Here is a 23,086-nt window from a genome sequence, read left to right as displayed (position 1 = left end):
CAAAATTGAAAATAAAGCTCCCTCGGGGTTTCCTCCGGGGAGCTTTTGTGTTTTCTGTGGCATGCGGCCGGATATTTTTCGAAAATTAAAAACATCCAACATTTCCCTTATATTAATTGTAACAAATACCGGAGGAATTTTTTAAAAATCAGGGAATAGATAAAGTACAAAGCGGAAGGAGGATTTCCCCATGAAATGTATCGTTCGCGGTCACAACTTACAAGTTACAGACGCTTTGAGAGACTTTATCGAACGTAAGTTGAGCAAGTTGGAAAGATACTTTGATCATTCCGCTGAAGTTGAGGCACAAGTTTCCCTGAATGTTTTAAAAGATATGCACAAAGTCGAAGTGACGATCCCGTTTCCGGGACTTTTGGTCCGGGCCGAGGAACTGAGCGAAGATATGTATGCCTCCGTGGATCTGGTCATGGAAAAACTGGAAAGACAGATCCGGAAATACAAAACCAAAGTTAACCGGCGTTCCCGCCGCGAGGCCGGCTTTCGCAACATGTTGAAAGAAAACGCTTCCGAAAAGGGAACCACCATGACCGCATTGACCGATGAAGAAGAAGGGGACGATGAAATTGTCCGGGTGAAAAGGTTTCAACTGAAACCGATGGACACCGAAGAAGCGATTTTGCAAATGGAACTGTTGGGGCACAATTTCTTCGTCTACACCAATGCCGTCACGGATGAAATAAATGTGATCTATCGCCGAAAAGATGGAAAGGTCGGCCTGATTGAACCCGAATAAAAATTCAAACTGCGAAATCATCCCCCCCTTGCTTGGGGGGATTGTTGCTTTTATGATGTTTTTATAAAGAGATTGAACTTGGACCATGCTGTGATATGATAACTTCATATTCCATGGGATCTCCCAGTTTTAATTTCAGAGCACGCAGGGGGTTTATCCAATGAAAGTCTTAACAGTGGTTGGAGCAAGACCGCAATTTATCAAGGCAGCACCGGTTTCCCGTGTGATTCGTCGTCATGCTGAAGAAATTCTTGTACATACCGGTCAGCATTATGATCAGTCCATGTCGGATGTGTTTTTTGATGAATTACATATTCCCGTGCCCGAATACCATTTGCATGTCGGCTCCAAATCGCATGGCCGGCAGACCGGTGAAATGTTGGGCAAGATCGAGGAAGTCCTTTTGTCTGAAAAACCGGATTGCGTTTTGGTTTACGGAGATACCAATTCCACCTTGGCCGGGGCGTTGGCGGCTGCCAAGCTTCATATTCCGGTGGCCCATGTGGAAGCAGGGCTGAGAAGTTTTAACAAACGGATGCCGGAAGAGATCAACCGGGTGTTGACCGACCATGTTTCCAAATGGTTGTTTTGTCCCACGAAAACAGCAGTCAACCATTTGCAAACGGAAGGAATCACCGAAGGCGTCCATTTAATCGGCGATGTGATGTTGGATGCCGTGCTTTACAACCGGCGTTTGGCGGAAGAAAAAGCCGGTGCGCTCGAAAAACTCGGATTGGAGCCCGGAAGCTATATTTTGATCACTTTGCACCGGGCGGAAAACACGGATGATCCCGAAAGGCTGCATGAAATTGTAAAAGCGATCAATGAATTGCCGGTGCCGGCTGTTCTCCCGCTTCACCCGAGAACGCGCGGAAAACTGAAAGAGTATGGCTTTGCCATTCAAAACGACTGTGTCCAATGCATTGAACCCGTCGGCTATCTGGATATGTTGCAGCTGGAAGTCAATGCGAAGAAAATTTTAACCGATTCGGGAGGCGTCCAAAAAGAAGCCTTGTTTGCCCGGGTTCCCTGCATTACCATGCGTGATGAGACGGAATGGACCGAGACCGTTGAACTGGGAGCCAATGTATTGGTTGGAGCGGACTCCCGCAAGATTTTGGAAGCCGTTGAACAATTCGAAGTGGATTTTGACAAGGTGGAACCGGTTTTCGGAGACGGACACGCGGCGGAGAAAATTTTGGAACAGTTGGGCAAAGATATAGGATAAGAAGAAATGAAGCGAAATGAAGCCAGTTCTGAAAAAGGAACTGGCTTTTTTATCAACGGTTTTAATCTTGACTATTTTGCGAAAAGGAATCGAAAGGATACCCAACGCAGTGCGATTATGTTACATTGACGATAGTTTATTTCAGACTTTGTAATACAATGACGTTTATATTACAAAAGGAATTGATTTCCTTTTTTCATAAATTAAAAAAGTGAGATACAAGGAAGTGAAGATCGTGCGGATATGGTTAGCGAATCATTATGCAGTTCCACCGAATATTGCAGGCATCACCCGCCACTATGAGCTGGCAAGAGAGTGGGCGGAAGGCGAAGGGGCGGAAGTGACGCTGTTTTTGTCCAAGTTTGTGCACCCCCGCCGGACATTTATCACGGAGGAAGAAAAACGAAACATTGAACCGGTCAAAGGGCTGAAGCTGAAATGGCTGTGGTCCTTCCCGCATAAAACCAACGATTTCAAACGGATTCTCAACATGGGAAGTTTTGCCGCCATCTTTTTTCTGGCCGGTTTGTTCAAAAAGAAGCCGGATGTGTTGATTGCATCTTCCCCCCATTTGTTCACGGCGTTTGCTGGATGGATGCTTTCAAAAGTAAAGCGTTGCTCGTTTGTTTTGGAAGTGCGTGATTTGTGGCCGGATTCGCTGATCAAAATGGGCGGTTTGAACAATCAATGGGTGGTCAGGATTTTGACTTGGATGGAATCGTTTTTGTATGAAAAAGCCGACCAGATTATCGTGTTGACGGAACATCAGCGCAAATTTATCGCAGACAAAGGGTTTGATCCCGATAAAATCCGGTTGATCCCCAACGGCATTGTGGTCGGTTCCTGGAAACCCGATCCGTCCAAACGGGCGGAATTCCGCAAACGGATGGGTGTGAAGGAAGATGAGTTTGTTGCCATTTATACCGGGGCACACGGTCCGGCCAACGCATTGCAACATGTGGTGAAAGCCGGCCGCCATTTAAAACCGGGTGTTTCCATTGTTTTGATCGGAGACGGGCCTGAAAAGGAAAAATTGCTTCGATTGAAAGAAGAAGAAGGCTTGGATAACGTTCATTTGTTGGATCCGGTGCCCAAGTCGGAGATTTTTGACTATACCCAAGCGGCTGACTGCGGAATCATTTCTTTGGCGGACAACGAAGTTTTCCGCGGTGCCCGGCCCAACAAATTGTTTGACTACACCTTCATCGGCCTGCCGATCGTCACCACTGTCGACGGGGAAGTCCGGGAAATTGTGGAAAAGAATCAAGTCGGTTTCTTTGCGGGAGCGGAAAACCCGGAAGGATTGGCTGAAGCCATTGAAAAAGTGCGTTCCCTGTCTTCTGAAGAGCGGGAAGCCATCCGGAAGCGGGGTCGGGAATATATTGACCGGGAAGGGGACCGCAAAAAATTGGCTCGTCGTTTCTACGGATTCTTAAAAGAGCTGGTGAAGTAAAGCGCAATGAAAAAGGGGAAAAAATTTGTTAAACTATACAATATGGATTTGTTTGGATTTCGGCGAATATATAATCCAGCTCAAGGTAGGAGATGATGAAGGTTGTTAAAAACCCTTCGCAAACTGTTTGACAATCAGGAAAGGCAACTGAAAAAGTTTTTTCAGATTGCCGATCAGATTGATGCTTTGGAACCGGATATGCAAAAACTGACCGACGCCCAATTGAGAGAGAAAACGGATGAATTTAAACGGCGTCTCAAGGAAGGAGAAACATTGGACGATCTCCTGCCGGAGGCGTTTGCCGTGGTTCGTGAAGCCGCGCGCCGTGTCTTGAACATGCGTCATTTCCGTGTGCAGCTGGTCGGTGGAATGGTGCTTCATCAGGGCGATATTGCCGAGATGAAGACCGGGGAAGGAAAAACGCTCGTCTCCACACTTCCTGCTTATTTGAATGCTTTGACGGAAAAAGGCGTTCATATTGTCACCGTGAATGATTACCTGGCCAAACGGGACCGTGAATGGATGGGGCAGGTGTTTGAATTTTTGGGCCTCACCGTCGGGCTGAATCTGCCCCACATGTCGCCGGAAGAGAAAAGAGCCGCCTATCAGGCGGATATTACTTTTGGAACGAACAATGAATTCGGATTTGATTATTTGCGGGACAATATGGTGATGTATCCGGAGCAGTTGACGCAACGCGAACTGCATTATGCCATTATCGACGAGGTCGACAGCATTTTGATCGACGAAGCGAGAACGCCTTTGATTATCAGCGGGCAAGCCAATAAGGCCACCGATTTGTATTACACGGCAGACAAAGTGGTGCGCCGCCTGAAACCGGAAGAAGACTTTACGGTGGATATCAAAACGAAGCAAGTGACGTTAACCGAAGACGGCGTGAAGAAAGTGGAGAACTTCCTCGGAATCGACAACCTTTATGACATGAAGCACATCATGTTGAACCACCACATCCAGCAAGCGTTGAAAGCCCATGTTCTCATGAAACGGGACGAAGATTACGTGGTGAATGAAGACGGCGTGGTCATCGTGGATGAATTTACCGGCCGCTTGATGTACGGAAGGCGTTACAGCGACGGCCTGCACCAGGCGATTGAGGCCAAAGAAGGCTTGCAGGTTCAACGGGAGAGCATGACCCTGGCCACCATCACCTTGCAAAACTATTTCCGGATGTATGAAAAATTGTCCGGAATGACCGGAACGGCCAAAACCGAAGAAGAAGAGTTCCGCAAAATTTACAACATGGATGTTTTGCAAATTCCGACCAACCGCCCGATGATCCGGGAAGATTACTCCGATGTGCTGTACAAAACGGAAGAAGCGAAAATGAAGGCCGTGGTGGAGGAAATTGAAAAATGCCACCAAAAAGGCCAGCCGGTGTTGGTGGGAACGGTGTCCATCGAAAAATCAGAGCGTTTGTCCCGGATGCTGAAGCGAAAAGGGATTCCCCATCAGGTGCTGAATGCGAAAAACCATGAACGGGAAGCGGAAATCATTGCACAGGCCGGGCAAAAAGGAGCCGTCACCATTGCCACTAACATGGCCGGGCGCGGAACCGACATTGTTTTGGGAGAAGGAGTCGCCGAGCTGGGCGGTTTGCATGTGATCGGAACGGAACGCCATGAAAGCCGGCGGATTGACAACCAGCTCAGGGGACGTTCTGGACGTCAGGGCGATCCCGGTTCTTCCCGGTTCTTCCTTTCCCTGAATGATGATTTGATGCGCCGGTTCGGGGCGGAAAATCTGGAAGGAATGTTGAATAAACTGCCCGATGACGAACCGATCCGGGGGAAATTGTTCACCAAAGCGGTGGCCAATGCCCAGCGGAAAGTGGAAGCGAACAACTTCGATGCGCGCCGGTGGGTTTTGCAATATGACGATGTGTTGAACCAGCAACGGGAAATCATTTATAAACAACGCCGTGAAGTGTTAACCAGCCGGGATTTAAAAGATGTTGTCCTCGGCATGGCCAAATCCACCATCGAAAGAGTGGTCAAGGCCCATACGGCCGATGACCTGGAGGAAGAATGGGATTTCGATGCCATCCTTGATTTCGTCGAATCCAATCTGCTCCCGGAAGGCAGGATCTCCATCGATGAGTTGGAAAAATTGGATCCGGAAGAAATGATCGAATATATTTATGACGAAGTCGTAAGATATTATGAAGAACGCAAAAAGGAAATGGGCGAAGAACGGCTCAATGAATTTGCGAAAGTGGTGACCTTGCGGACGGTTGACCGGAAATGGATGGATCACATTGATGCGATGGAACAATTGCGGCAAGGCATTCATTTGCGGGCGTACGGACAGGACAATCCCCTCCGGGCTTACCAATTTGAAGGTTTTGCCATGTTTGAGGAAATGGTGAGCGAAATTCAGGAGGAAGTTGTTCGTTATGTGATGAAATCGGTCATCGATGAAAAAGAAGAAATTGAACGGGAGGAAGTCGCTGTCAACACCAAGGCGGTTTCCGGCCAGGAACAGAGCGGGACGGTATCGAAGAAGCAACCGGTTCGCCGGAGCGAAAAAGTGGGGCGGAATGATCCCTGCCCTTGCGGCAGCGGAAAGAAATACAAAAACTGCTGCTTAAAAAATGAAAAATCTGTTTCGGTTCAATGAAAGAGCTCAGGGAACCCTGAGCCTTCCCTTTTCCAATCCGTTTTTTTGGAATAAGATATGTCATGAGGTGATAGGTATGGAAATCCATGAAATGAAACAAGCACTTGAAAATACAGCCGGGAAACTGGCGGACATCAGGAGGTCTCTTTGACTTCGATCAGAAGAAAGCGCGTTTGAAAGAACTGGAAAACCAAATGTCTCTTCCCGACTTTTGGGATGATCAGGAATCAGCCCAAAAAGTGATCGGCGAAATGAAACAATTGAAAGAACAGATCGAGAAAATGGAAGAGCTGGATGAAGCCTTTGAGGAACAGCAATTGATGCTCGAATTGTTGCAGGAAGAAGGGGAAGACCCTTCCATGGAGAAAGAATTGGAAAGCGGAATCCGTTCCTTGCAAAAAGAGATCGACAATTTCGAGCTGACAGTCATGCTCAGTGAACCGTATGACCGCAACTCGGCGATTTTACAACTGCACCCGGGGGCAGGCGGAACCGAATCGCAGGATTGGGCGGACATGCTGCTCCGTATGTACACCCGTTGGGCGGAAGACCATGGATACAAAGTGGAAACATTGGATTATCTCGCAGGGGATGAAGCCGGGATAAAAAGTGTGACGTTGCTGATCAAAGGAAATTATGCTTACGGGTATTTGAAAGCGGAAAAAGGCATTCACCGTTTGGTGCGTATTTCGCCTTTTGATTCCTCCGGCCGCCGCCACACTTCGTTTGTGTCGGTTGAAGTGATGCCGGAGATTGACAATGATATCGAAATTGAAATCCGGCAGGAAGACCTGAAAATTGACACCTACCGTTCCAGCGGTGCCGGGGGCCAGCATGTGAATACGACGGATTCAGCGGTCCGGATCACCCATATTCCAACCGGCATTGTGGTCACTTGCCAGTCGGAACGCTCTCAGATCAAAAACCGCGACCGGGCGATGAAAATTTTAAAAGCCCGTTTGTACGAGCGGCAGTTGGAAGAGCAACAAAAAGAATTGCAATCGCTGAAAGGGGAACAGAGTGAGATTGGATGGGGAAATCAGATCCGTTCTTATGTTTTCCATCCTTACAGCATGGTGAAAGACCACCGGACGCAAGTGGAAGTGGGCAACGTGCAAGCCGTGATGGACGGGGAAATCGATTCGTTTATCGAAGCGTATTTGCGTCAGCAATTAAATCAGAAATCCTAGAGAAAAAAATCAACAACTAGGGAGGGCGGGAAAATGTCCGACTGGAAATATTTAAACGTGGAGTTTGAGGGGAATACGGCGGTTCTGACGATTTCACGGGAAAAGGTTTTAAATGCGCTGAATCAGGATCTGTTAAACGAATTGGAAGAAGCGATTGCGTCCGTTGAACAATCGGAAGACGTCCGGGCATTGGTGATTACGGGAGCAGGGGAAAAAGCTTTTGTTGCTGGGGCCGACATCAAAGAGTTGCGCGAAATCTCCCGGCCGGATCAGGCTGAAGCCAAAGCCAAAAGAGGACAGGCCTTGTTCAACCGGATTGAAGAATTGAACATCCCGGTGATCATGGCCGTCAACGGATTTGCCTTGGGCGGAGGTTTGGAATTGGCACTCAGCGGGGATATTATTCTTGCGTCGGACAATGCAAAATTCGGGCAACCCGAAGTCAACCTGGGAGTCATCCCCGGTTACGGGGGAACGCAGCGTTTGGCCCGCTTGATCGGCAAACAAGCTGCCAAATACCTTTGCATGACCGGGGAAATGATTTCCGCTGAGGAAGCCCGGCGGTTGGGAATTGTTTATCAGGTGTTCCCTTCCGACCAGTTGTTGCCCAAAGCAAAAGAGTTGGCTCAATTATTGGCCAAAAAGGCCCCGCTGGCCGTCCGTTTTGTGAAAAAAGCAATCAATCAGGGAGCAGAAGCGGATCTCCGGTCCGGCTTGCAAATGGAAGCCGCGTACTTCGGTTTGTCCTTCGCCACCGAAGATCGTGTGGAAGGCATGGATGCTTTTCTTGAAAAAAGAGAGCCCCTGTTTAAAGGAAAATAAACATTGGCGGGCCGGCAAACAAAGCCGGCCTTCTCATTACATAGTCATGTTGGGGGAGCAGAGAAAAGAGGAGGTCGTCTTATGGATATGATCATGGAAAATCCCGTCTTGTGGGGAACCGTGTTTGTTGTTGCGCTGATTGTCATCATATCGGTCATCAGCATTATCGTCTCGAAGAAAAGAAAAAAAGAAGTGGAAGAGATCGAAAGAATGTTTCCGGATGGAAACATGTCCAGCGAAGATGTGCAGATTTCCATGGAACGGTTTAAGCGCGAAAGGCAAAAAAGAAAACAAAAGCCCCGCATCCATCGTGAACGGCCGACGGAAGCACATCCGGATGAAGACAAGGAAATCGTTGTGCGGAATCCTGAGGAGCTCCAAAAAAGAAGAGCCAACACCAAGCCCGACGCCAAACCCGGTACCCAATCCAACACCAGCCGTCCCGACGGGAAGAAGCGTGTCAACGCAAAGGCCAATCCGGTTGCTTCCGAAGAAAAGATTCCATCCAAAGACGATGGCACCGCTTCCAAAACGTCAGAGAAGAAATCCGAACAACCGGGTGTCAAAGGCAAACAAAGTTTGTTGAAATCCAAGTCGGAAGAAGTGTCCGGCCAAACCCTGACATTAAATAAAAAAACGCAAAAACCGAAAAAAAACCGGGAAGACGAAGAGAAGGCGGCGGACGAAAAGCAACAGGAAGCAATGGATAAAAAGGCAAACCGCCGTTTGTACAAAAGAAGTTTGTTAAAGCCGGAAAAAAGCGGGGAATCAACGAAAGATCCGGGGGAACACCCGAAAGCCAGCTTACTCGGCTCGCAAGCACCCGGCCATAATCAAGAGGAAGAGGAACAAGACCAAAAGAAAACGCCCTCCCGGGCCAAGCATTATGCGGGGAAAAGTCTGTTTTCCAAAAAGAACAAGTAGGGGTGATACCATGAAAAAAGCAGGTTGGTTTTTCGGAGCGCTTTGTGGGCTGTTGCTCTTGGCAGGATGCGGAAATTCGAACACTTCGCAAAATCAAAACGGGACGACAACGGCTTCGGATCCCCAAACGGTCTATATGAATAACTGTTCTTCCTGCCATGGCGGAGACCGGCAAGGGGCCATGGGGCCGAGTTTGCAAAAGATCGGCGAGAAAATGAATAAAGATGAAATTCTTCAGGTTTTGGAGAATGGAAAAGGAAGCATGCCTGCTCAATCGCACATTCCCCAAGATCAGCGGGAAAAATTGGCTGATTGGTTGATTGGGCAGCCATAATCCGCACGTTCAAAAGCCAAGCAAATCGCTTGGCTTTTTTTGTTTCTCCTGAAATACGGTTGAATAAATATTATATTAAATGTATAATAATACATATCCAGAATGAAGGTGTGTGATTCTTTGAGAGTTTCAGTGATCGGTTCCACGGGTTATGGCGGCATGGAGTTATTGCGAATTCTTAAGCGTCATCCGGAATTTCAAATTGCTTCTTATGTTTCCTCTTCCCAAGCCGGGCGGCCGTTAAACCGTTCTTTTCCGCACATGCCCCAATTGACGGAAACGTTTTGGGATCTGGATGTGAAACAAATTTGTGACTCGGCGGATCTTATTTTTTTTGCCACCCCGGCGGGCGTCAGTAAGGAGTACGCGCCTTTGTTTATGGAAGAAGAAAAGGTTGTGATTGATTTGTCCGGGGATTTCAGGCTGAATGATCCCGGTCAGTATGAAACGTGGTACCAAAAACCGGCAGCGGACCGCAAATATCTGGACATGGCGGTTTACGGGTTGAGTGAATGGTTTGCCGGAGAGTTGAAAACGGCGCAACTCATCAGTAATCCGGGGTGTTATCCGACGGCCGCGTTGCTTGCGCTTTTGCCGCTTTTAAAGGAAAAGTGTCTGGATCCGGCTTCGGTCATTATTGATGCCAAATCAGGGGTCACCGGTGCCGGACGGGCTGCCAGGCAGCCAAACTTGTTCAGCGAAATCAACGAAAATCTTCGTCCTTATAAAATCAGTCATCATCAACACATTCCCGAAATCGAGCAGGTGGCAAGCGGCCTGGCCGGGACGGATGTAAGGGTTCAATTTGTTCCCCATCTGGTTCCGATGAACCGGGGGATATTGGTCACGATCTATGCACAGCCACTGAATAAATATACAAAAGCGGACCTTTTGCAACTGTATGAGGAAACGTATGCTTCGGAGCCGTTTGTTCGTGTATTAAAAGACAAATGGCCCGAAACCAAAGCGGTGCAAGGAAGCAATTTTTGTGACATCGGGGTTCAAGTGGATGAACGGACTGGGAGGTTCGTCATCCTGGCGGCGATTGATAACTTAATGAAAGGAGCAGCGGGACAAGCCGTGCAAAATGCCAACATTCGCATGGGGTGTCCGGTCACTGCCGGACTCGATATGGATCCGCTTTATCCTTAAACGGGGGGAGACGACATGATCACCGGAACGGATTGGTTTCAAATTCTTGAAAATCCTTCCATTGCATTGCCTGCAGGGTTTTCAGCCAAGGGAGTCCATGCCGGGTTGAAAAGAAAGCGGAAGGATTTGGGGATAATTCAGTGTGAAGTGCCAGCTTCGGCGGCAGCGGTTTATACCGTGAATGCCTTTCAGGCCCCGCCGATCAAAGTGACGCAGGAAAGCATGGGCGTGGAAAACAAGTTGCAAGCCGTTGTGGTCAACAGTGCCATTGCCAATGCATGCACGGGGGAACGGGGATTGGAAGATGCGAGACAAATGCGGGATCAAGCCGCTGACTTGTTAAATATTCCTTCGCATTTGGTCGCCGTGGCATCCACGGGCGTGATTGGCGAGTATCTGCCCATGGACCGGGTGACGACCGGCCTGCAACGATTGGTGACGGAGACGGACAACCAACCTGCGGCATTTGCCGAAGCGATCCTGACGACGGATACATGCACCAAAGAAATTGCCGTCACCTTGGAAATCGACGGGAAGCCGGTAACCATTGCGGGAGTGGCCAAAGGTTCCGGCATGATTCATCCCAATATGGCGACCATGCTTTCTTTTATTACCACCGATGCCAAAATCGGGCCGGATCATTTGCAGAGATTGCTTTGGCAAACCACTGATGAAACGTTCAATATGATCACGGTGGACGGCGACACCAGTACCAATGACATGGTGTTGGTGATGGCAAGCGGATATGCCGGACACCGGCCACTCACCGGTCAACATCCGGATTGGGCACGGTTTCAAGCCGCATTCCAATATGTTTGCGAGGCATTGTCCAAAATGATTGCCCGCGACGGGGAAGGAGCCACCCGTTTGATTCAGGTCCGGGTCGAAGGAGCCCCGTCGAAGGAAGCGGCCCGGAAGGTGGCCAAATCCGTGGTGGGATCCAACCTGGTGAAAACCGCCGTTTTCGGAGAGGATGCCAATTGGGGACGGGTTATCTGCGCAGCCGGCTATGCCGATCCTTCGTTAAATCCGGAAAACATGGACATCTGGTTGGGGCCGGTTCAGGTGGTGAAAAAAGGGATGGCTACCGACTTCCGTGAGGAGTTGGCAGAGCAAGTGTTAAAACAGGATGTGGTGGAGATCCGGTTGGATTTGGGCGCCGGGATGGAGGAAGCCGTTGCCTGGGGATGTGATTTGACCTATGAATATGTCCGCATCAATGCAAGCTACCGGACATAAACAAAGGAGGAACAAAAAGTCTCCAATGATTGTGTTCAAATTGGGGGGAAGCGTGCTGAAACGGCTTCACCCGGATTTTTTTCGGAAGTTGAGGGAATTGGCAAAAGAAAACATTCCGTATGTGATCGTGCATGGCGGCGGTCCTTTTGTTTCAAACTGGATGAACAAACTGGGGCAAAAACCGGTGTTTATCAAGGGGAGACGGGTCACGGATGAAGGAACGCTGGATATCGTGCAAATGGTGCTGGCCGGTCAAGTGAACAAACAGCTCGTTTCGCGTTTGCTCCAAGAAGGGATTCCGGCGCTTGGCATCAGCGGAATCGATCTGAATTTGATCACGGTGAAACCCAAAGACGAAAAACTGGGTTTTGTCGGGGAAGTGACCGGACTGAACCGGGAAGTGCTTCATCAGCTGTTGGAGTCCGGCTGGGTGCCTGTCCTTTCATCCCTCGGAATCGGAGAAAAAGGGCAAGTGTTTAATGTCAATGCCGATGAAGCAGCCGCCTCGGTTGCACAAGGGTTGGGAGCCAGGCAATTGGTCATGGTCAGCGATGTGGACGGAATTTTCATAAAGGAAGGAAATGATAAAAAGCTGTTGCGCCATGCAACGCCGGAAATGGTGGAGCAATTGATTTCAGAAGGGCAGATCACCGGCGGCATGATCCCGAAAGTCCGGTCCGCGGTTCGTTGCTTGGACGGCGGGGTGGAGGAAGTTTGGATTATCAACGGGGAAAAAGGCCGCGACACGGATGAGAAAGGAACGGATTCCCCGGGTACCTGCCTGGTGAAGAAAGAGGTGAGCGAACGTGTCTCTGTTTCCAACTTATAAACGCCACCCCGTTCATTTTGTGGACGGCGAAAAGGCGGTGTTGACCGATGCACAGGGAAAACGGTATCTGGATTTTGGTTCCGGCATCGGGGTGACCAATTTGGGCCATAAACACCCCCGCGTGTTGGAAGCGCTCATGGAGCAAGCCCGGGCGGTTTGGCATGTATCCAACCTGTTTGAACAGCCGCTGCAGGTAAAAGTGGCGGAAAAGTTGTGTCAAATCACCGGATTGGATGCCGTCTTTTTTTGTAACAGCGGGGCGGAAGCGAATGAAGCATTAATCAAATTGGCCCGGAAATGGGCGAAAGACGCAAAGATCATCCATGAGCCTGAAATCATCACCTTCACCGGCTCTTTTCACGGCCGTACACTGGCCACTTTGACGGCCACGGGGCAAGAGAAAGTAAAAACGGGATTTGACCCTTTGCCGCCCGGATTCCGCACCGTTCCCTATGGCGACATGGAGGCGGTGAAAAAAGCCACCCGGACAACCACCGCGGCTGTATTTCTGGAACTGGTGCAAGGGGAAGGCGGGGTCCGGCCGGCCGATCCGGCGTTTGTCCGGGAATTGGCGGATTGGTGTAAGGAAAAAGAGATTTTGCTGATGATCGATGAAGTGCAGACCGGAATCGGAAGAACGGGTGAATGGTTTGCCTATCAGGTGTATGGCATCAAGCCGGATGCCATCTCCGTCGCCAAAGGGTTGGGAAACGGGTATCCGGTCGGGGCCGTTGTGGCGGATTCCCGCCTGAAACCGGTGTTGGGCCCCGGCACACACGGGACGACATTTGGCGGCAATCCGTTGGCCATGGCCGTTTGTGATGCGGTTTTGACCGAAATCGGACAAACCGGATTGTTGGAGCAGGTAAGGGAAAAAGCGGAATATTTAAAGAAGAAGCTGGACGATTTGGTCCGCTCCCTTCCCGCTGTCCGGGAAATCCGCCAAAAAGGATTGATGGTCGGCATTGAGCTGGATGAACCGGCGGCCCCGTTCATCCGTCAGCTGTTGGAAAACGGACTGGTTGTGCTGCCTGCCGGTGAAAAGGTTTTGCGCCTGTTGCCGCCTTTGATTGTAAGTGAAGAAGAAATCGGCCAGGCAGTCTCCGTTTTGCATCAAACATTGTCACAAACAAAAATCGGCGTGTGAGGAGGGGCGAGCGTGAAAGAGACGATGGAAACGCCGCTGTTGGCGGGGAAAAAAGGGAAAAGCTTCTTGACATTGATCGACTGGGAGCCGCATGAAATCGAAGCTTTGCTTCAATCAGCCCTCAAACTCAAATCATTGCGGAACAAGGGGGAACACGGTCAGCCGCTGAAAGGAAAAAGCCTGGCGATGCTGTTTGAAAAGCCGTCCACCCGGACCCGGGTCTCTTTTGAAGTCGGGATGAAGGAGTTGGGGGGATTCACGGTCTTGCTCCGGAACGATGAGATGCAGTTGGGCAGGGGGGAAAGCATAGAGGACACAGCAGGCGTTCTTTCGCGGTTTGTGGATGCGATTTTGATCCGCACCCATGAACATGCACGGATTGAGCGCCTGGCCGATGCCGCCGCCATTCCGGTCATTAACGGGCTTTCCGATCAGGCCCATCCCTGCCAGGCGCTGGCCGATTTGTTGACCATATTGGAAAAAAAGGGATCGTTAAAAGGAGTGAAATTGACTTATGTCGGGGACGGAAACAATGTCCTTCACTCTCTGATTCAGGCATCGGCACTCACCGGCATTGATTTGCATGTGGCAACGCCGCCAGGTTATGAACCCGATCCCGCCGTCTGGAAGTACTCGGAGCAAATTGCCGAAAAAACGGGATCCTCTCTCTCATTCCATTATGATCCGGCCGTTTCCGTGCAAGAAGCCGATGTGGTATACACAGATGTCTGGGCAAGCATGGGACAGGAAGAAGAAAAAGAAGAGCGAAACCAAACGTTTGCTTCTTATCAAGTGAATGCTTCGCTGATGGAAAAAGCGAAACCCGATGCCATCTTTATGCATTGCCTGCCTGCTTACCGCGGGCTGGAAGTGACCGCAGAAGTTTTGGAGGGGCCGCAATCTGTGGTTTTTGACCAGGCGGAAAATCGTCTTCATGCACAAAAAGCACTTTTGGTTGCCATCCTGGCTGATGGTTGACCCGGAGGAAAACCCCCGGTTTCTTTCGATCAGAAACCGGGGTTTTTTGTGTGGAGCGAATTTTGACAGGGATTTGATTTTACGTCAAAGTAAAAGGATTATGCGAATTAAAAATTAAAATAATAAATGTTATGATGTTGGTAAAAAGTGAGTACCAGCCGTTAATCCGTGTGGTGTCGTCAGGATGATCTTGCAAAGGAGAACCGGTTATGGCTATACATGTTGGTGTTGAATTATCTTCTTCTTTTTTCAAGTTAGTCGAGGTGAAGAAAAAGAGGAAGAACATGGAGCTTCTCCAATACGTGGTCCATCCGCTGCCCAGTGTGTGGGCGGAATCGGGCACGTTTTTGGATCGGGAGGAATTGATCCAAACCATCCAGGAGGCCTTGTTGGGGAGAAGACTCAATACGAGACGGGTGCATGTCAGCATCCATTGTCGCCATGTTTTGTTTAAACGGGTGATGTTGCCGGAAATGCGCAAAAGAAAATACCGGAGATGGATTGAAAAATATTTGATTCCTGTGTTGGATCTTCCTTTTTCCGATCCGGTGTTTGATTTCCGTTTGCTGGATCATGTCTGGGAAGACGGGGACCAGCAAGAGGTTTTTCTGGCGCTGATCTCTCAGTCATACATTGACTCATTTGTCCGGTGTTTTCAATATTGCGGATTGGATCCGGTTCATATTGACCTGGCTCCTTTCGGTTTGTACCGGTGGATCCATTATCACAGGAGCTTTCAGACGCCCCATACCCTGATGATTCAAATCTCCAAACAGGATGTGGAAGTCAGCCATTTCATCGATCGAAAACTGGAACGGGTTTATCATCTGCATCTGCCGATGACTTCGTTTGCGGATCATGAGGACCGTCCGCATCCCGATCCGCTCCATCCTTTGTTGAAAGAGAAACAAGAAGTGGAGAGATATGGGAAACGTTTGATGGAACAAATCTTGGAAAAAGTGTCAGGAAAGGAAAGAAAATGGTTGAAAAGCTCCAGAGCGGAATGGTTTTTGTCCGGGGAAGGATTGGATTTTTATTTGTTGGAAAACTGGCTTCAGCAACATTTGGAGGCGTCTGTCAAACTTGCCCCTCCGGCAGAGATCATCATGCCTGAACCGTTGCGTGACCGCGCATCGAAATGGCTTGGAAATGCTTTGTCGATTCCGATCGGTCTGACGGTGGATGAGAAGGAAGGAATGGGACCATGAACTTTTTACCGCCACAGCCGATATACAAACGGTTTTTTTACAGTTTTTTGTCCGGGATTTTGCTTTTGCTTTCAGGCTTGGGGGTGGGCATTTTATATGCCAAAAAGGTTGCCGGTGAACGCGTGACCGATTTGGAAGCGGAAGTGGCCCAAAAGCGGAAACAGTTGAATCAGGCCATCCGGCTTAAAAAGAACGAAGAGAAAATTTATGAGAGTCAGCAACCGGCCATGGATTATGAAAAGACGATCCAGGAAGTGGAGGCAAATCAACGGCGTTGGAAAGAAGCGGCCGATCAAGTGCACCAAATGGTTCCCCGCGGCACGGATCTGTTTCGCCTGCAAGGGATAGGAAATCAATTGGATGGTTGGGCCTATTTTTCTTCAATTTCGGAGGCGACGAAATTTCTTCAGGAACTGGTCGAAAAAAAGCCGGATTTGTATCAGGAAGCATGGATTGAGTGTGTCGGCGACCGTTGCATGAATGAAGTTCATAAAAAAAACGCCAATCAGGTATTGGTGCATTTCCGGCTGGATTTAAAAAGAGAGAAAGGAGCGGAAGAACCATCCGAAAACCAGTCAAGATCCGTCGGTGGAAGTCCGGAAAGTTCTTAATCACGACCCTGGCGGCTGGATTCCTGCTCATCCTGACCCTCTATTTTTACCTTGTGCATCCCCTGGTTTTAAAACAAAAATGGCTGGAAAGGGAGAGGGAATCGCTGACCCAAAACATTAAGAGGCATCAAAAATACCTGGCGCCCGATTACCAACCCCCGTCTGCGTTAACCCATATGGAGTTGAACCGGCTGGAGGAGAGAATTCCGCTGAACCGGCGGGATCCGGGCTATGTTGTCGATATTGAGCGGGCCGTCAAATCATCCGGTGCCGATTTTTTGAAGCTCGAAAGCCTGGAAGATCTCCGTCAAATTGCCCGTCAGGACACTGCGGAGCAAAGTGAGGCCCAACCGGTCAGTGAAGAAGAGCTCATGCAACAATTGGGGATGGTGGTGCGCCCGGAATTGGTTCCTTCCTGGGTTCAGCTGGAAGTCAAGGCCAATCAAAAGGAGTTTGCTTCATTGTTGGACCAGTTGCAAAAGAGTGATCGCTTGGTCAGCGTGATAGGCTGGGATTACCAATGGACGGACGAGCAAACGGCGGATACGGGTGTGATTTATCTGGCGGTTTATTCTTATCATGATCAAGAGGTGAATAAGGAGCCGCAGTAAAATATTTATGAACTGGCAGAAAAATTCTTGACGAAGGAATGATTTTTTATATAATGTTTGTATGAACTGAAAATTGAATTATTTTTTGTTCTTTGATGAAGGGGAGTAGCTGTATACAACAAAGTCGTCATTACGGGTTGATCCCCGGCTTTGTTGCAACATTTTTAATGTTGTTGGCAAGACCTTTGCGTGATTTGTTGTGCAAGGGTCTTGCCATTTTTTGTAATCCCCTGAATTCAATAACAAAATGGAGGGAAAGATTTTGGATTTTTTGTCAGTTGAGTTTTTCACCGCTTTGTTTTCCATTGTGATCATCGATTTGGTTTTGGCAGGAGATAATGCCATTGTCATCGGTCTTTCCGCCCGCAATTTGCCGAAAAACAAGCAAAAACTTGTGATTTTTTGGGGGACTGCCGGGGCCGTCGTGATGCGGATCCTTTGCACGCTGGCGGTGGTCTGGCTGCTAAAGGTTCCGGGGCTTTTGTTGATCGGCGGGTTGCTTTTGATCTGGATTGCCTTGAAATTGCTGATTGAAGAGAAAGGCGATGAAGATGTCGAAGCGGCCAGCAGCGTGATGTCCGCGATCCGCACGATTGTGATCGCCGACACCCTGATGGGCCTGGATAACGTTCTCGCCGTGGCCGGCGCCGCGCACACAAGCTTCTTGCTGGTGATTATCGGCCTTTTGATCAGTGTTCCCATCATCGTTTGGGGCAGCACCTTGTTCCTCAAGCTGTTGGAAAAGTATCCGTCGATTATTTACATCGGATCGGGAGTTTTGGCGTTTACATCAGCCAAAATGATTGCAGATGACAAGTTCATCCGTCCCTTTTTCCAAGGAGCGGAATGGTTGCAATATGTTTTCTATCTCGTCATGATCGCGTCCATTCTGTTATGCGGCCGCTGGTTGAAATTGAAAAAAGCGAAAAAAGAGGTTCCCAACGCCTCCTGATAACCGGGAAAAGAAGCAGATGTGATCCATCTGCTTCTTTTTTATGGCAAAGAAAGGGAAACGATTTCATATTGTAGAACAATATTTTTGTTATGTTGATTATTATTTGGAATTGAGGGTAAATATGGAGAAGCTGGAATATCATTTGATGGAAGACGGAGACCGGATTTCCGTCTTGTATGCTTATCCGTCTGTTTCCAAGGAAGAAGTGTTGATGCGTTTTGCATGTGACTATTTTGTCAGGGGAAAAGACGTGTTTGAATGTGTCCATGTCCAAGCGGACCCGCCCATGCACAAGATTTATGTAAAACGCAGTGAAGAAGAAAAGGTGCTTGACGACCGCCTCCGTTTCAGCCCGTCCTGGCAGGGAATCCGCGTGGAAGTGCGCCATTTTGATGAACGGTGGTCCCGTTATCCCGTGGTTCATCGTTACCAATTTCACCATGCACAAGATGCTTTGCTCCGTTTGCTCAGCAGCCTGCACTTCATCGACGGGCAATGGTGGAAAACGACGTCAACGGAAGTGGATGAAAACCGGTATGTTTATGTGATCTATGCGGTCCCCGTTTTAAAGGAAGGAGGAGGAAAGGGATGAAAAAGAGCCGCCATCTGGTGGGGTTGTTCACGCTGGCCATGCTGTCCTTCCCGCTGTCAGGTTGCAATGACAAGAGTGACTGGGAATTTTGCCGGGACCAGAATCAAGATTTGTTATGCGATGATGGCCAAAGCCGGGTGGATCCGAACAGTTACGTGGTGGTCAACGGGAAAAAAATGTATTATATCAAAGAAGAATCGCTGGTTTCATCCGGTTACAAAAAATCGGGCAGCAGTTACAAATCAGGAATTGGCAAAATCCGTGGCTCAGGAGGATAAATTTTGAAAGATTTAAATTATGCCAAGCGCAGGGAACAGATTTACCGCCCGCTGAGAGAAGAAAAGGTGTTTACCTGGGATGTCATGTACGGTCAGGAATATGCCCTCGCTTCGGTTTATCCTTTAGATCCGGCACTTCATCATGAAATTCAACAAGCGACTGCGTGTTTGGGGAGCATTTTTGAGCGCACGGTCAAGGTTTTGCAACAGGCCGATGACCGGTTGTTGGAGGAGTTGGGAATTCCCGGAGCGGCCCGAAGAGCTGTCCGGCAACCTTTTGTGTTTGACTGGCCGACGGTGATCGGGCGTTTTGACTTTGCCTGTACCCCGCAAGGATTGAAAATGCTGGAATTTAACAGTGACACCCCCACAGGCATAGTGGAGGCTTTTCATGTCAACGGACGGGTCACGGAAGCGATGGGCTGTCAAGATCCCAATGAAGGCATGGAGCAACATTTGACCGATGCCTTTCAAAATGTGGTGGAAGCATACCGGAAACGGGGCTTTCGAACCGATCACATCTGCTTCAGCGCGTTGGGCTGGCATGAAGAAGATGCCGGGACGACCCGGTATTTAATGAAGAAATCAGGCCTTTGCGCCCGTTTTGTTCCGTTGTCGGCCTTGGCCGTCCGGGGGGACCGGTTGTATGCCAGACAGGATTATGACGGCTATGAGCCGGTGGATGTTTTATATCGTTTGCATGCCATTGAAATCCTGGCCGAAGACAAAGATGAGGATGGTTATCCGACCGGGGCGCATCTTCTTTCCCTCATGGCCGGCCAAAAGCTGGTTTCCATTAATCCCCCGTCTGCTTTATTATCGCAAACCAAAGCTTTACAGGCACTGATTTGGAATTTATATGAAACAAATACTTTTTTCAATGAAGAAGAACGTGATGTGATCAAAACGTACATGTTGCCCACTTACTTGGAAAACAATTTCAAAGGCCATACGGCTTATGTGAAAAAGCCATTCCTCGGGCGGGAGGGCGGCGCCGTTTCTTTGTATGATTCAAAAGGAAATTTGATTACCCGGGACGATCAGGACCTCTATTGGGATCAACCCATGATCTATCAACAATTGGTGTCCTTGCAAAAAGTGGAAGTGGAAACCCTCAAGGGAGCTTATCAGGGGGATTTGTTGTGGGGCTCTTTTTTGATTGGCGGAAAACCTTCGGCCGTGATGGCACGGGTGGATCAAAAAATCACCGGAAACCTCTCCTTTTTTGTTCCGGTGGGATGGAAAGAGTGAGCCGTTCCCTCCAAGTCGGATCATTGTTTCAGAGCAGAAACCTTTTTCTGGTTTCTGCTTTTTTTGGCCGATGCAAAAAATTGGGGGTGGATTTTTTATTCACAAAATGTATAATCATACATATAAATGAATTTTTATTAAAAGCGAGGGATACCCATGAGTAAGGAGAAAGTGGTCTTGGCTTATTCAGGTGGTTTAGATACATCGGTTGCGATTCCGTGGTTGAAAGAAAAATACGGCTATGACGTGATTGCGGTCGGATTGGACGTCGGTGAAGGCAAAGACATGGATTTTGTCAAAAACAAGGCGTTAAAAGTGGGAGCCATCAAATCCATTGTGGTCGATGCCAAGGAATGGTTTGCAGAAGAATACCTGCTCCCGGCTTTGAAAGCCAATGCTTTGTATGAAGGAAAGTATCCGATGCATTCGGCTTTGTCCCGTCCGTTGATTTCCAAAGTGCTGGTCGAAATCGCAAAAGAAGAAGGGGCCGTTGCCGTTGCCCACGGTTGCACGGGAAAAGGAAATGACCAAGTACGGTTTGATGTTTCGGTTGCGGCCTTGAATCCGGAGTTGAAAGTGGTGGCCCCGGTACGGGAATGGGGGATGACCCGGGATGAGGAAATTGCTTATGCAAAAAAGCATGGAATCCCGATTCCGGTAGATTTGGACAATCCGTTCAGCATTGACCAAAACATGTGGGGAAGAAGTTGTGAATGCGGTGAATTGGAGAATCCGTGGCAAGCTCCTCCGGAAGCCGCTTATGAATGGACGTGTCCTTTGGCCGGCACCCCGGATCAGCCGGATGAAATCGAGATCGGTTTTGAAAAAGGCGTGCCTGTGTTCCTGAATGGAACCCGGCTTTCTTTCCCGCAGATTTTGGAACAATTGAACAAGTTGGCCGGAAAACACGGCGTCGGACGGATCGATCATGTGGAGGACCGGCTGGTGGGAATTAAATCGCGTGAAGTATATGAATGTCCGGGAGCCGTCACATTGATCACCGCACACCGGGAACTGGAATTTCTGACGCAGCCGAAAGATGTTTTGCAATTCAAGGCCACCATTGAAAAAAAATGGTCGGAAATGGTTTATGACGGGCTTTGGTATTCGCCGCTGAAAAAAGCGCTGGATGCGTTCATTGAAGAAACGCAACAAGTGGTGACCGGAAAAGTCCGCGTAAACTTGTTCAAAGGCCATGCGACGGTCACAGGAAGAATCTCCCCGTATTCGTTATACAACGAAAAATTGGCCACCTACTCCAATGAAGACAGTTTTGATCATCAGGCGGCCGTCGGGTTTATTAAATTGTGGGGATTGCCGACGAATATTTATGCAAGCGTGCATAAAAAGGAGGAAGACCATGAAACTGTGGGGCGGGCGTTTCACCAAGACCACACACCAGTGGGTGGAAGCCTTTAATGCATCCATCGGATTTGACAAAGAATTGGCAGAAGAAGACATCGAAGGGAGCATGGCCCATGTGAAAATGCTGGGGGCATGCGGGATTATCACAGAGGAAGAAACAAACCGGATCCTGGAAGGTTTGGCAAACATCCGGCAAAAAGTCCGGGAAGGGAAAGCCGAATTCACCATCGAACATGAAGACATCCACATGAACATCGAGAAGATGCTGATCGACGAAATCGGGGAAGTCGGCGGGAAATTGCACACCGGGCGGAGCCGGAATGACCAGGTGGCCCTGGATATGCACCTTTACGTGCGCAAGGAGACGGTCGAACTGGCCGTCAAGATCCTGGAATTGCAGGAAGCTTTGCTCAAACAGGCCGAAAAACACGTGGACACCATATTGCCGGGATACACGCACTTGCAGCGCGCGCAACCCGTCCGGTTTGCCCATCATTTACTGGCTTATGTCTCGATGTTTGAACGGGATGTGGAAAGGTTCATCGACAGCTTCAAACGCGTCAACTGCTGTCCACTGGGGGCCGGCGCCATTGCGGGGACGACATTTCCCGTCGACCGGCAAATGGTTGCGGAAGCGTTGGGATTTTCTTCGCTTTACGATAACAGCATGGATGCGGTGAGCGACCGCGATTATTTGGTGGAGTTTCTTTCTGTCTGTTCCTTGGTGATGGTTCATTTGTCCCGGCTGTCGGAAGAACTGATTCTGTGGTCGAGTGAAGAGTTTCAATATGTCATCCTGGATGATGCGTTTTGCACCGGAAGCAGCATGATGCCGCAGAAAAAAAATCCGGATATCCCCGAGTTGATCCGCGGGAAAACCGGCCGGGTGTTCGGTCACCTGATGGCTTTGTTGACCACGCTGAAAGCTTTACCCCTCACTTACAACAAAGACTTGCAGGAAGACAAAGAAGGGGTTTTTGACACGGTCCGCACATTAAAAGGTTCCCTTCGTTTGATGGCGGCCCTCATTGAAACAATGGAAGTCAACCACTCGAAAATGAAACGGCATGCCGGGCAAGGGTTTGCCAATGCAACAGATTTGGCTGATTATTTGGTGGGCAAAGGCATTCCTTTCCGCAAAGCGCATGAAATTGTCGGGAAGCTGGTGTTGTATGCCATTCACAAAGAAAAAACCTTGAACGACTGCACGTTGGAAGAGTTTCACCGTTTCTCCCCGGAAATCGGGGAAGATGTTTATTCCTGTTTGGAACTGGAAAATGTGGTGGATGCACGCAAAAGCGAGGGAGGAACCGCAAAAGAACAAGTATTGAAGACACTTTCAAACAAAATGGCCACACTTGAAAAACACCGGGAAACCATATCCAATATTTACTAGGAAGGAATTCTGTGGTAAGATAATACCCCAAATCACCATCATTTGGGGTTTTTTGTATTTTTGAATAAAAAATGATTTTGCAAAATATTAACCCGGGAAATTGGTGAATGGTGTTATAATATTGAAGTAGTT

Annotated in this window: 22 protein-coding genes; all 22 read left to right on the top strand. The window is 48.9% G+C overall.

Annotated elements, in window-relative coordinates; all coding sequences use genetic code 11:
* The first annotated feature begins 190 nt into the window (after nucleotides 1–190).
* The 22 genes from hpf to argH all read left to right on the top strand — a co-directional run bounded on the left by hpf (nucleotide 191) and on the right by argH (nucleotide 22,954).
* Nucleotides 191–754, top strand: a complete 564-nt coding sequence (hpf, locus tag H1R82_RS01110; protein WP_181731358.1) for a ribosome hibernation-promoting factor, HPF/YfiA family — start codon at nucleotides 191–193, stop codon at nucleotides 752–754.
* Between the two features lie 160 nt (nucleotides 755–914).
* The gene (gene wecB, locus H1R82_RS01105) at nucleotides 915–1,982 is read left to right on the top strand and encodes a non-hydrolyzing UDP-N-acetylglucosamine 2-epimerase (RefSeq protein WP_181731359.1); all 1,068 of its coding nucleotides are present in this window, start codon (nucleotides 915–917) and stop codon (nucleotides 1,980–1,982) included.
* 235 nt (nucleotides 1,983–2,217) lie between these two features.
* A complete protein-coding gene (locus tag H1R82_RS14805; protein ID WP_181731360.1) occupies nucleotides 2,218–3,435 on the top strand; it encodes a glycosyltransferase family 4 protein in 1,218 nt (405 codons plus the stop codon).
* Between the two features lie 102 nt (nucleotides 3,436–3,537).
* Nucleotides 3,538–6,072, top strand: a complete 2,535-nt coding sequence (secA, locus tag H1R82_RS01095; RefSeq protein WP_181731361.1) for a preprotein translocase subunit SecA — start codon at nucleotides 3,538–3,540, stop codon at nucleotides 6,070–6,072.
* A gap of 76 nt (nucleotides 6,073–6,148) precedes the next feature.
* A protein-coding gene (prfB, locus tag H1R82_RS01090) for a peptide chain release factor 2 (protein WP_181731362.1) occupies nucleotides 6,149–7,262 on the top strand; the annotation gives its coding sequence in 2 pieces (ribosomal slippage) (nucleotides 6,149–6,220 and nucleotides 6,222–7,262; 1,113 coding nt in all).
* A 33-nt stretch (nucleotides 7,263–7,295) separates the two neighbouring features.
* Nucleotides 7,296–8,084 (top strand): enoyl-CoA hydratase/isomerase family protein, encoded by a 789-nt coding sequence (locus tag H1R82_RS01085; RefSeq protein WP_181731363.1) that lies wholly within the window; start codon nucleotides 7,296–7,298, stop codon nucleotides 8,082–8,084.
* An 81-nt stretch (nucleotides 8,085–8,165) separates the two neighbouring features.
* Complete coding sequence (locus H1R82_RS01080; RefSeq protein WP_181731364.1) at nucleotides 8,166–9,008, top strand: hypothetical protein; 843 nt, start codon at nucleotides 8,166–8,168, stop codon at nucleotides 9,006–9,008.
* A gap of 10 nt (nucleotides 9,009–9,018) precedes the next feature.
* Nucleotides 9,019–9,342 (top strand): c-type cytochrome, encoded by a 324-nt coding sequence (locus H1R82_RS01075; RefSeq protein ID WP_181731365.1) that lies wholly within the window; start codon nucleotides 9,019–9,021, stop codon nucleotides 9,340–9,342.
* Between the two features lie 120 nt (nucleotides 9,343–9,462).
* Nucleotides 9,463–10,494 carry an N-acetyl-gamma-glutamyl-phosphate reductase gene (gene argC, locus H1R82_RS01070; protein ID WP_181731366.1) on the top strand — a complete coding sequence of 344 codons (1,032 nt, stop codon included), beginning with the start codon at nucleotides 9,463–9,465 and terminating at the stop codon, nucleotides 10,492–10,494.
* 15 nt (nucleotides 10,495–10,509) lie between these two features.
* Complete coding sequence (gene argJ, locus H1R82_RS01065; protein WP_181731367.1) at nucleotides 10,510–11,733, top strand: bifunctional glutamate N-acetyltransferase/amino-acid acetyltransferase ArgJ; 1,224 nt, start codon at nucleotides 10,510–10,512, stop codon at nucleotides 11,731–11,733.
* Nucleotides 11,734–11,758: 25 nt separating this feature from the next.
* The gene (gene argB, locus H1R82_RS01060; RefSeq protein WP_181731368.1) at nucleotides 11,759–12,562 is read left to right on the top strand and encodes an acetylglutamate kinase; all 804 of its coding nucleotides are present in this window, start codon (nucleotides 11,759–11,761) and stop codon (nucleotides 12,560–12,562) included.
* The gene (gene argD / locus H1R82_RS01055; protein ID WP_181731369.1) at nucleotides 12,540–13,709 is read left to right on the top strand and encodes an acetylornithine transaminase; all 1,170 of its coding nucleotides are present in this window, start codon (nucleotides 12,540–12,542) and stop codon (nucleotides 13,707–13,709) included. Before argB ends, argD begins: the two co-directional genes overlap by 23 nt.
* A gap of 24 nt (nucleotides 13,710–13,733) precedes the next feature.
* Nucleotides 13,734–14,687 carry an ornithine carbamoyltransferase gene (gene argF, locus H1R82_RS01050; RefSeq protein ID WP_181731618.1) on the top strand — a complete coding sequence of 318 codons (954 nt, stop codon included), beginning with the start codon at nucleotides 13,734–13,736 and terminating at the stop codon, nucleotides 14,685–14,687.
* A gap of 209 nt (nucleotides 14,688–14,896) precedes the next feature.
* Entirely contained in the window at nucleotides 14,897–15,895 is a 999-nt protein-coding gene (pilM, locus tag H1R82_RS01045) for a type IV pilus biogenesis protein PilM (RefSeq protein WP_181731370.1), read from the top strand.
* Nucleotides 15,892–16,506, top strand: coding sequence for a hypothetical protein (locus H1R82_RS01040; protein WP_181731371.1), 615 nt, complete (start codon nucleotides 15,892–15,894; stop codon nucleotides 16,504–16,506). The genes pilM and H1R82_RS01040 overlap by 4 nt, the downstream gene beginning before the upstream one ends.
* Before the next feature lie 53 nt (nucleotides 16,507–16,559).
* The gene (locus tag H1R82_RS01035; RefSeq protein ID WP_181731372.1) at nucleotides 16,560–17,117 is read left to right on the top strand and encodes a hypothetical protein; all 558 of its coding nucleotides are present in this window, start codon (nucleotides 16,560–16,562) and stop codon (nucleotides 17,115–17,117) included.
* Nucleotides 17,118–17,379: 262 nt separating this feature from the next.
* Nucleotides 17,380–18,069 (top strand): TerC family protein, encoded by a 690-nt coding sequence (locus H1R82_RS01030; protein ID WP_181731373.1) that lies wholly within the window; start codon nucleotides 17,380–17,382, stop codon nucleotides 18,067–18,069.
* Nucleotides 18,070–18,193: 124 nt separating this feature from the next.
* Nucleotides 18,194–18,664 carry a hypothetical protein gene (locus H1R82_RS01025; protein WP_181731374.1) on the top strand — a complete coding sequence of 157 codons (471 nt, stop codon included), beginning with the start codon at nucleotides 18,194–18,196 and terminating at the stop codon, nucleotides 18,662–18,664.
* Entirely contained in the window at nucleotides 18,661–18,942 is a 282-nt protein-coding gene (locus H1R82_RS01020; protein ID WP_181731375.1) for a hypothetical protein, read from the top strand. The genes H1R82_RS01025 and H1R82_RS01020 overlap by 4 nt, the downstream gene beginning before the upstream one ends.
* A 3-nt stretch (nucleotides 18,943–18,945) precedes the next feature.
* Complete coding sequence (locus H1R82_RS01015) at nucleotides 18,946–20,193, top strand: glutathionylspermidine synthase family protein (protein ID WP_181731376.1); 1,248 nt, start codon at nucleotides 18,946–18,948, stop codon at nucleotides 20,191–20,193.
* Nucleotides 20,194–20,349: 156 nt separating this feature from the next.
* Nucleotides 20,350–21,612 (top strand): argininosuccinate synthase, encoded by a 1,263-nt coding sequence (locus tag H1R82_RS01010; RefSeq protein WP_181731377.1) that lies wholly within the window; start codon nucleotides 20,350–20,352, stop codon nucleotides 21,610–21,612.
* Entirely contained in the window at nucleotides 21,554–22,954 is a 1,401-nt protein-coding gene (argH, locus tag H1R82_RS01005) for an argininosuccinate lyase (RefSeq protein WP_181731378.1), read from the top strand. Before H1R82_RS01010 ends, argH begins: the two co-directional genes overlap by 59 nt.
* Nucleotides 22,955–23,086 lie beyond the last annotated feature (132 nt).

This window comes from Thermoactinomyces intermedius, from assembly GCF_013912365.1.
GTDB lineage: Bacteria > Bacillota > Bacilli > Thermoactinomycetales > Thermoactinomycetaceae > Thermoactinomyces > Thermoactinomyces intermedius.
Note: the sequence above shows the minus strand (reverse complement) of the source record. Positions and strands in the feature narration are given on the sequence as shown.

Coding starts and splice junctions, on each gene's coding strand:
- hpf (WP_181731358.1), top strand. CDS start 191: ATGAAATGTATCGTTCGCGGTCACAACTTACAAGTTACAGACGCTTTG.
- wecB (WP_181731359.1), top strand. CDS start 915: ATGAAAGTCTTAACAGTGGTTGGAGCAAGACCGCAATTTATCAAGGCA.
- H1R82_RS01085 (WP_181731363.1), top strand. CDS start 7,296: ATGTCCGACTGGAAATATTTAAACGTGGAGTTTGAGGGGAATACGGCG.
- H1R82_RS01080 (WP_181731364.1), top strand. CDS start 8,166: ATGGATATGATCATGGAAAATCCCGTCTTGTGGGGAACCGTGTTTGTT.
- H1R82_RS01075 (WP_181731365.1), top strand. CDS start 9,019: ATGAAAAAAGCAGGTTGGTTTTTCGGAGCGCTTTGTGGGCTGTTGCTC.
- argJ (WP_181731367.1), top strand. CDS start 10,510: ATGATCACCGGAACGGATTGGTTTCAAATTCTTGAAAATCCTTCCATT.
- argB (WP_181731368.1), top strand. CDS start 11,759: ATGATTGTGTTCAAATTGGGGGGAAGCGTGCTGAAACGGCTTCACCCG.
- argF (WP_181731618.1), top strand. CDS start 13,734: ATGGAAACGCCGCTGTTGGCGGGGAAAAAAGGGAAAAGCTTCTTGACA.
- pilM (WP_181731370.1), top strand. CDS start 14,897: ATGGCTATACATGTTGGTGTTGAATTATCTTCTTCTTTTTTCAAGTTA.
- H1R82_RS01040 (WP_181731371.1), top strand. CDS start 15,892: ATGAACTTTTTACCGCCACAGCCGATATACAAACGGTTTTTTTACAGT.
- H1R82_RS01025 (WP_181731374.1), top strand. CDS start 18,194: ATGGAGAAGCTGGAATATCATTTGATGGAAGACGGAGACCGGATTTCC.
- H1R82_RS01020 (WP_181731375.1), top strand. CDS start 18,661: ATGAAAAAGAGCCGCCATCTGGTGGGGTTGTTCACGCTGGCCATGCTG.
- H1R82_RS01010 (WP_181731377.1), top strand. CDS start 20,350: ATGAGTAAGGAGAAAGTGGTCTTGGCTTATTCAGGTGGTTTAGATACA.
- argH (WP_181731378.1), top strand. CDS start 21,554: ATGAAACTGTGGGGCGGGCGTTTCACCAAGACCACACACCAGTGGGTG.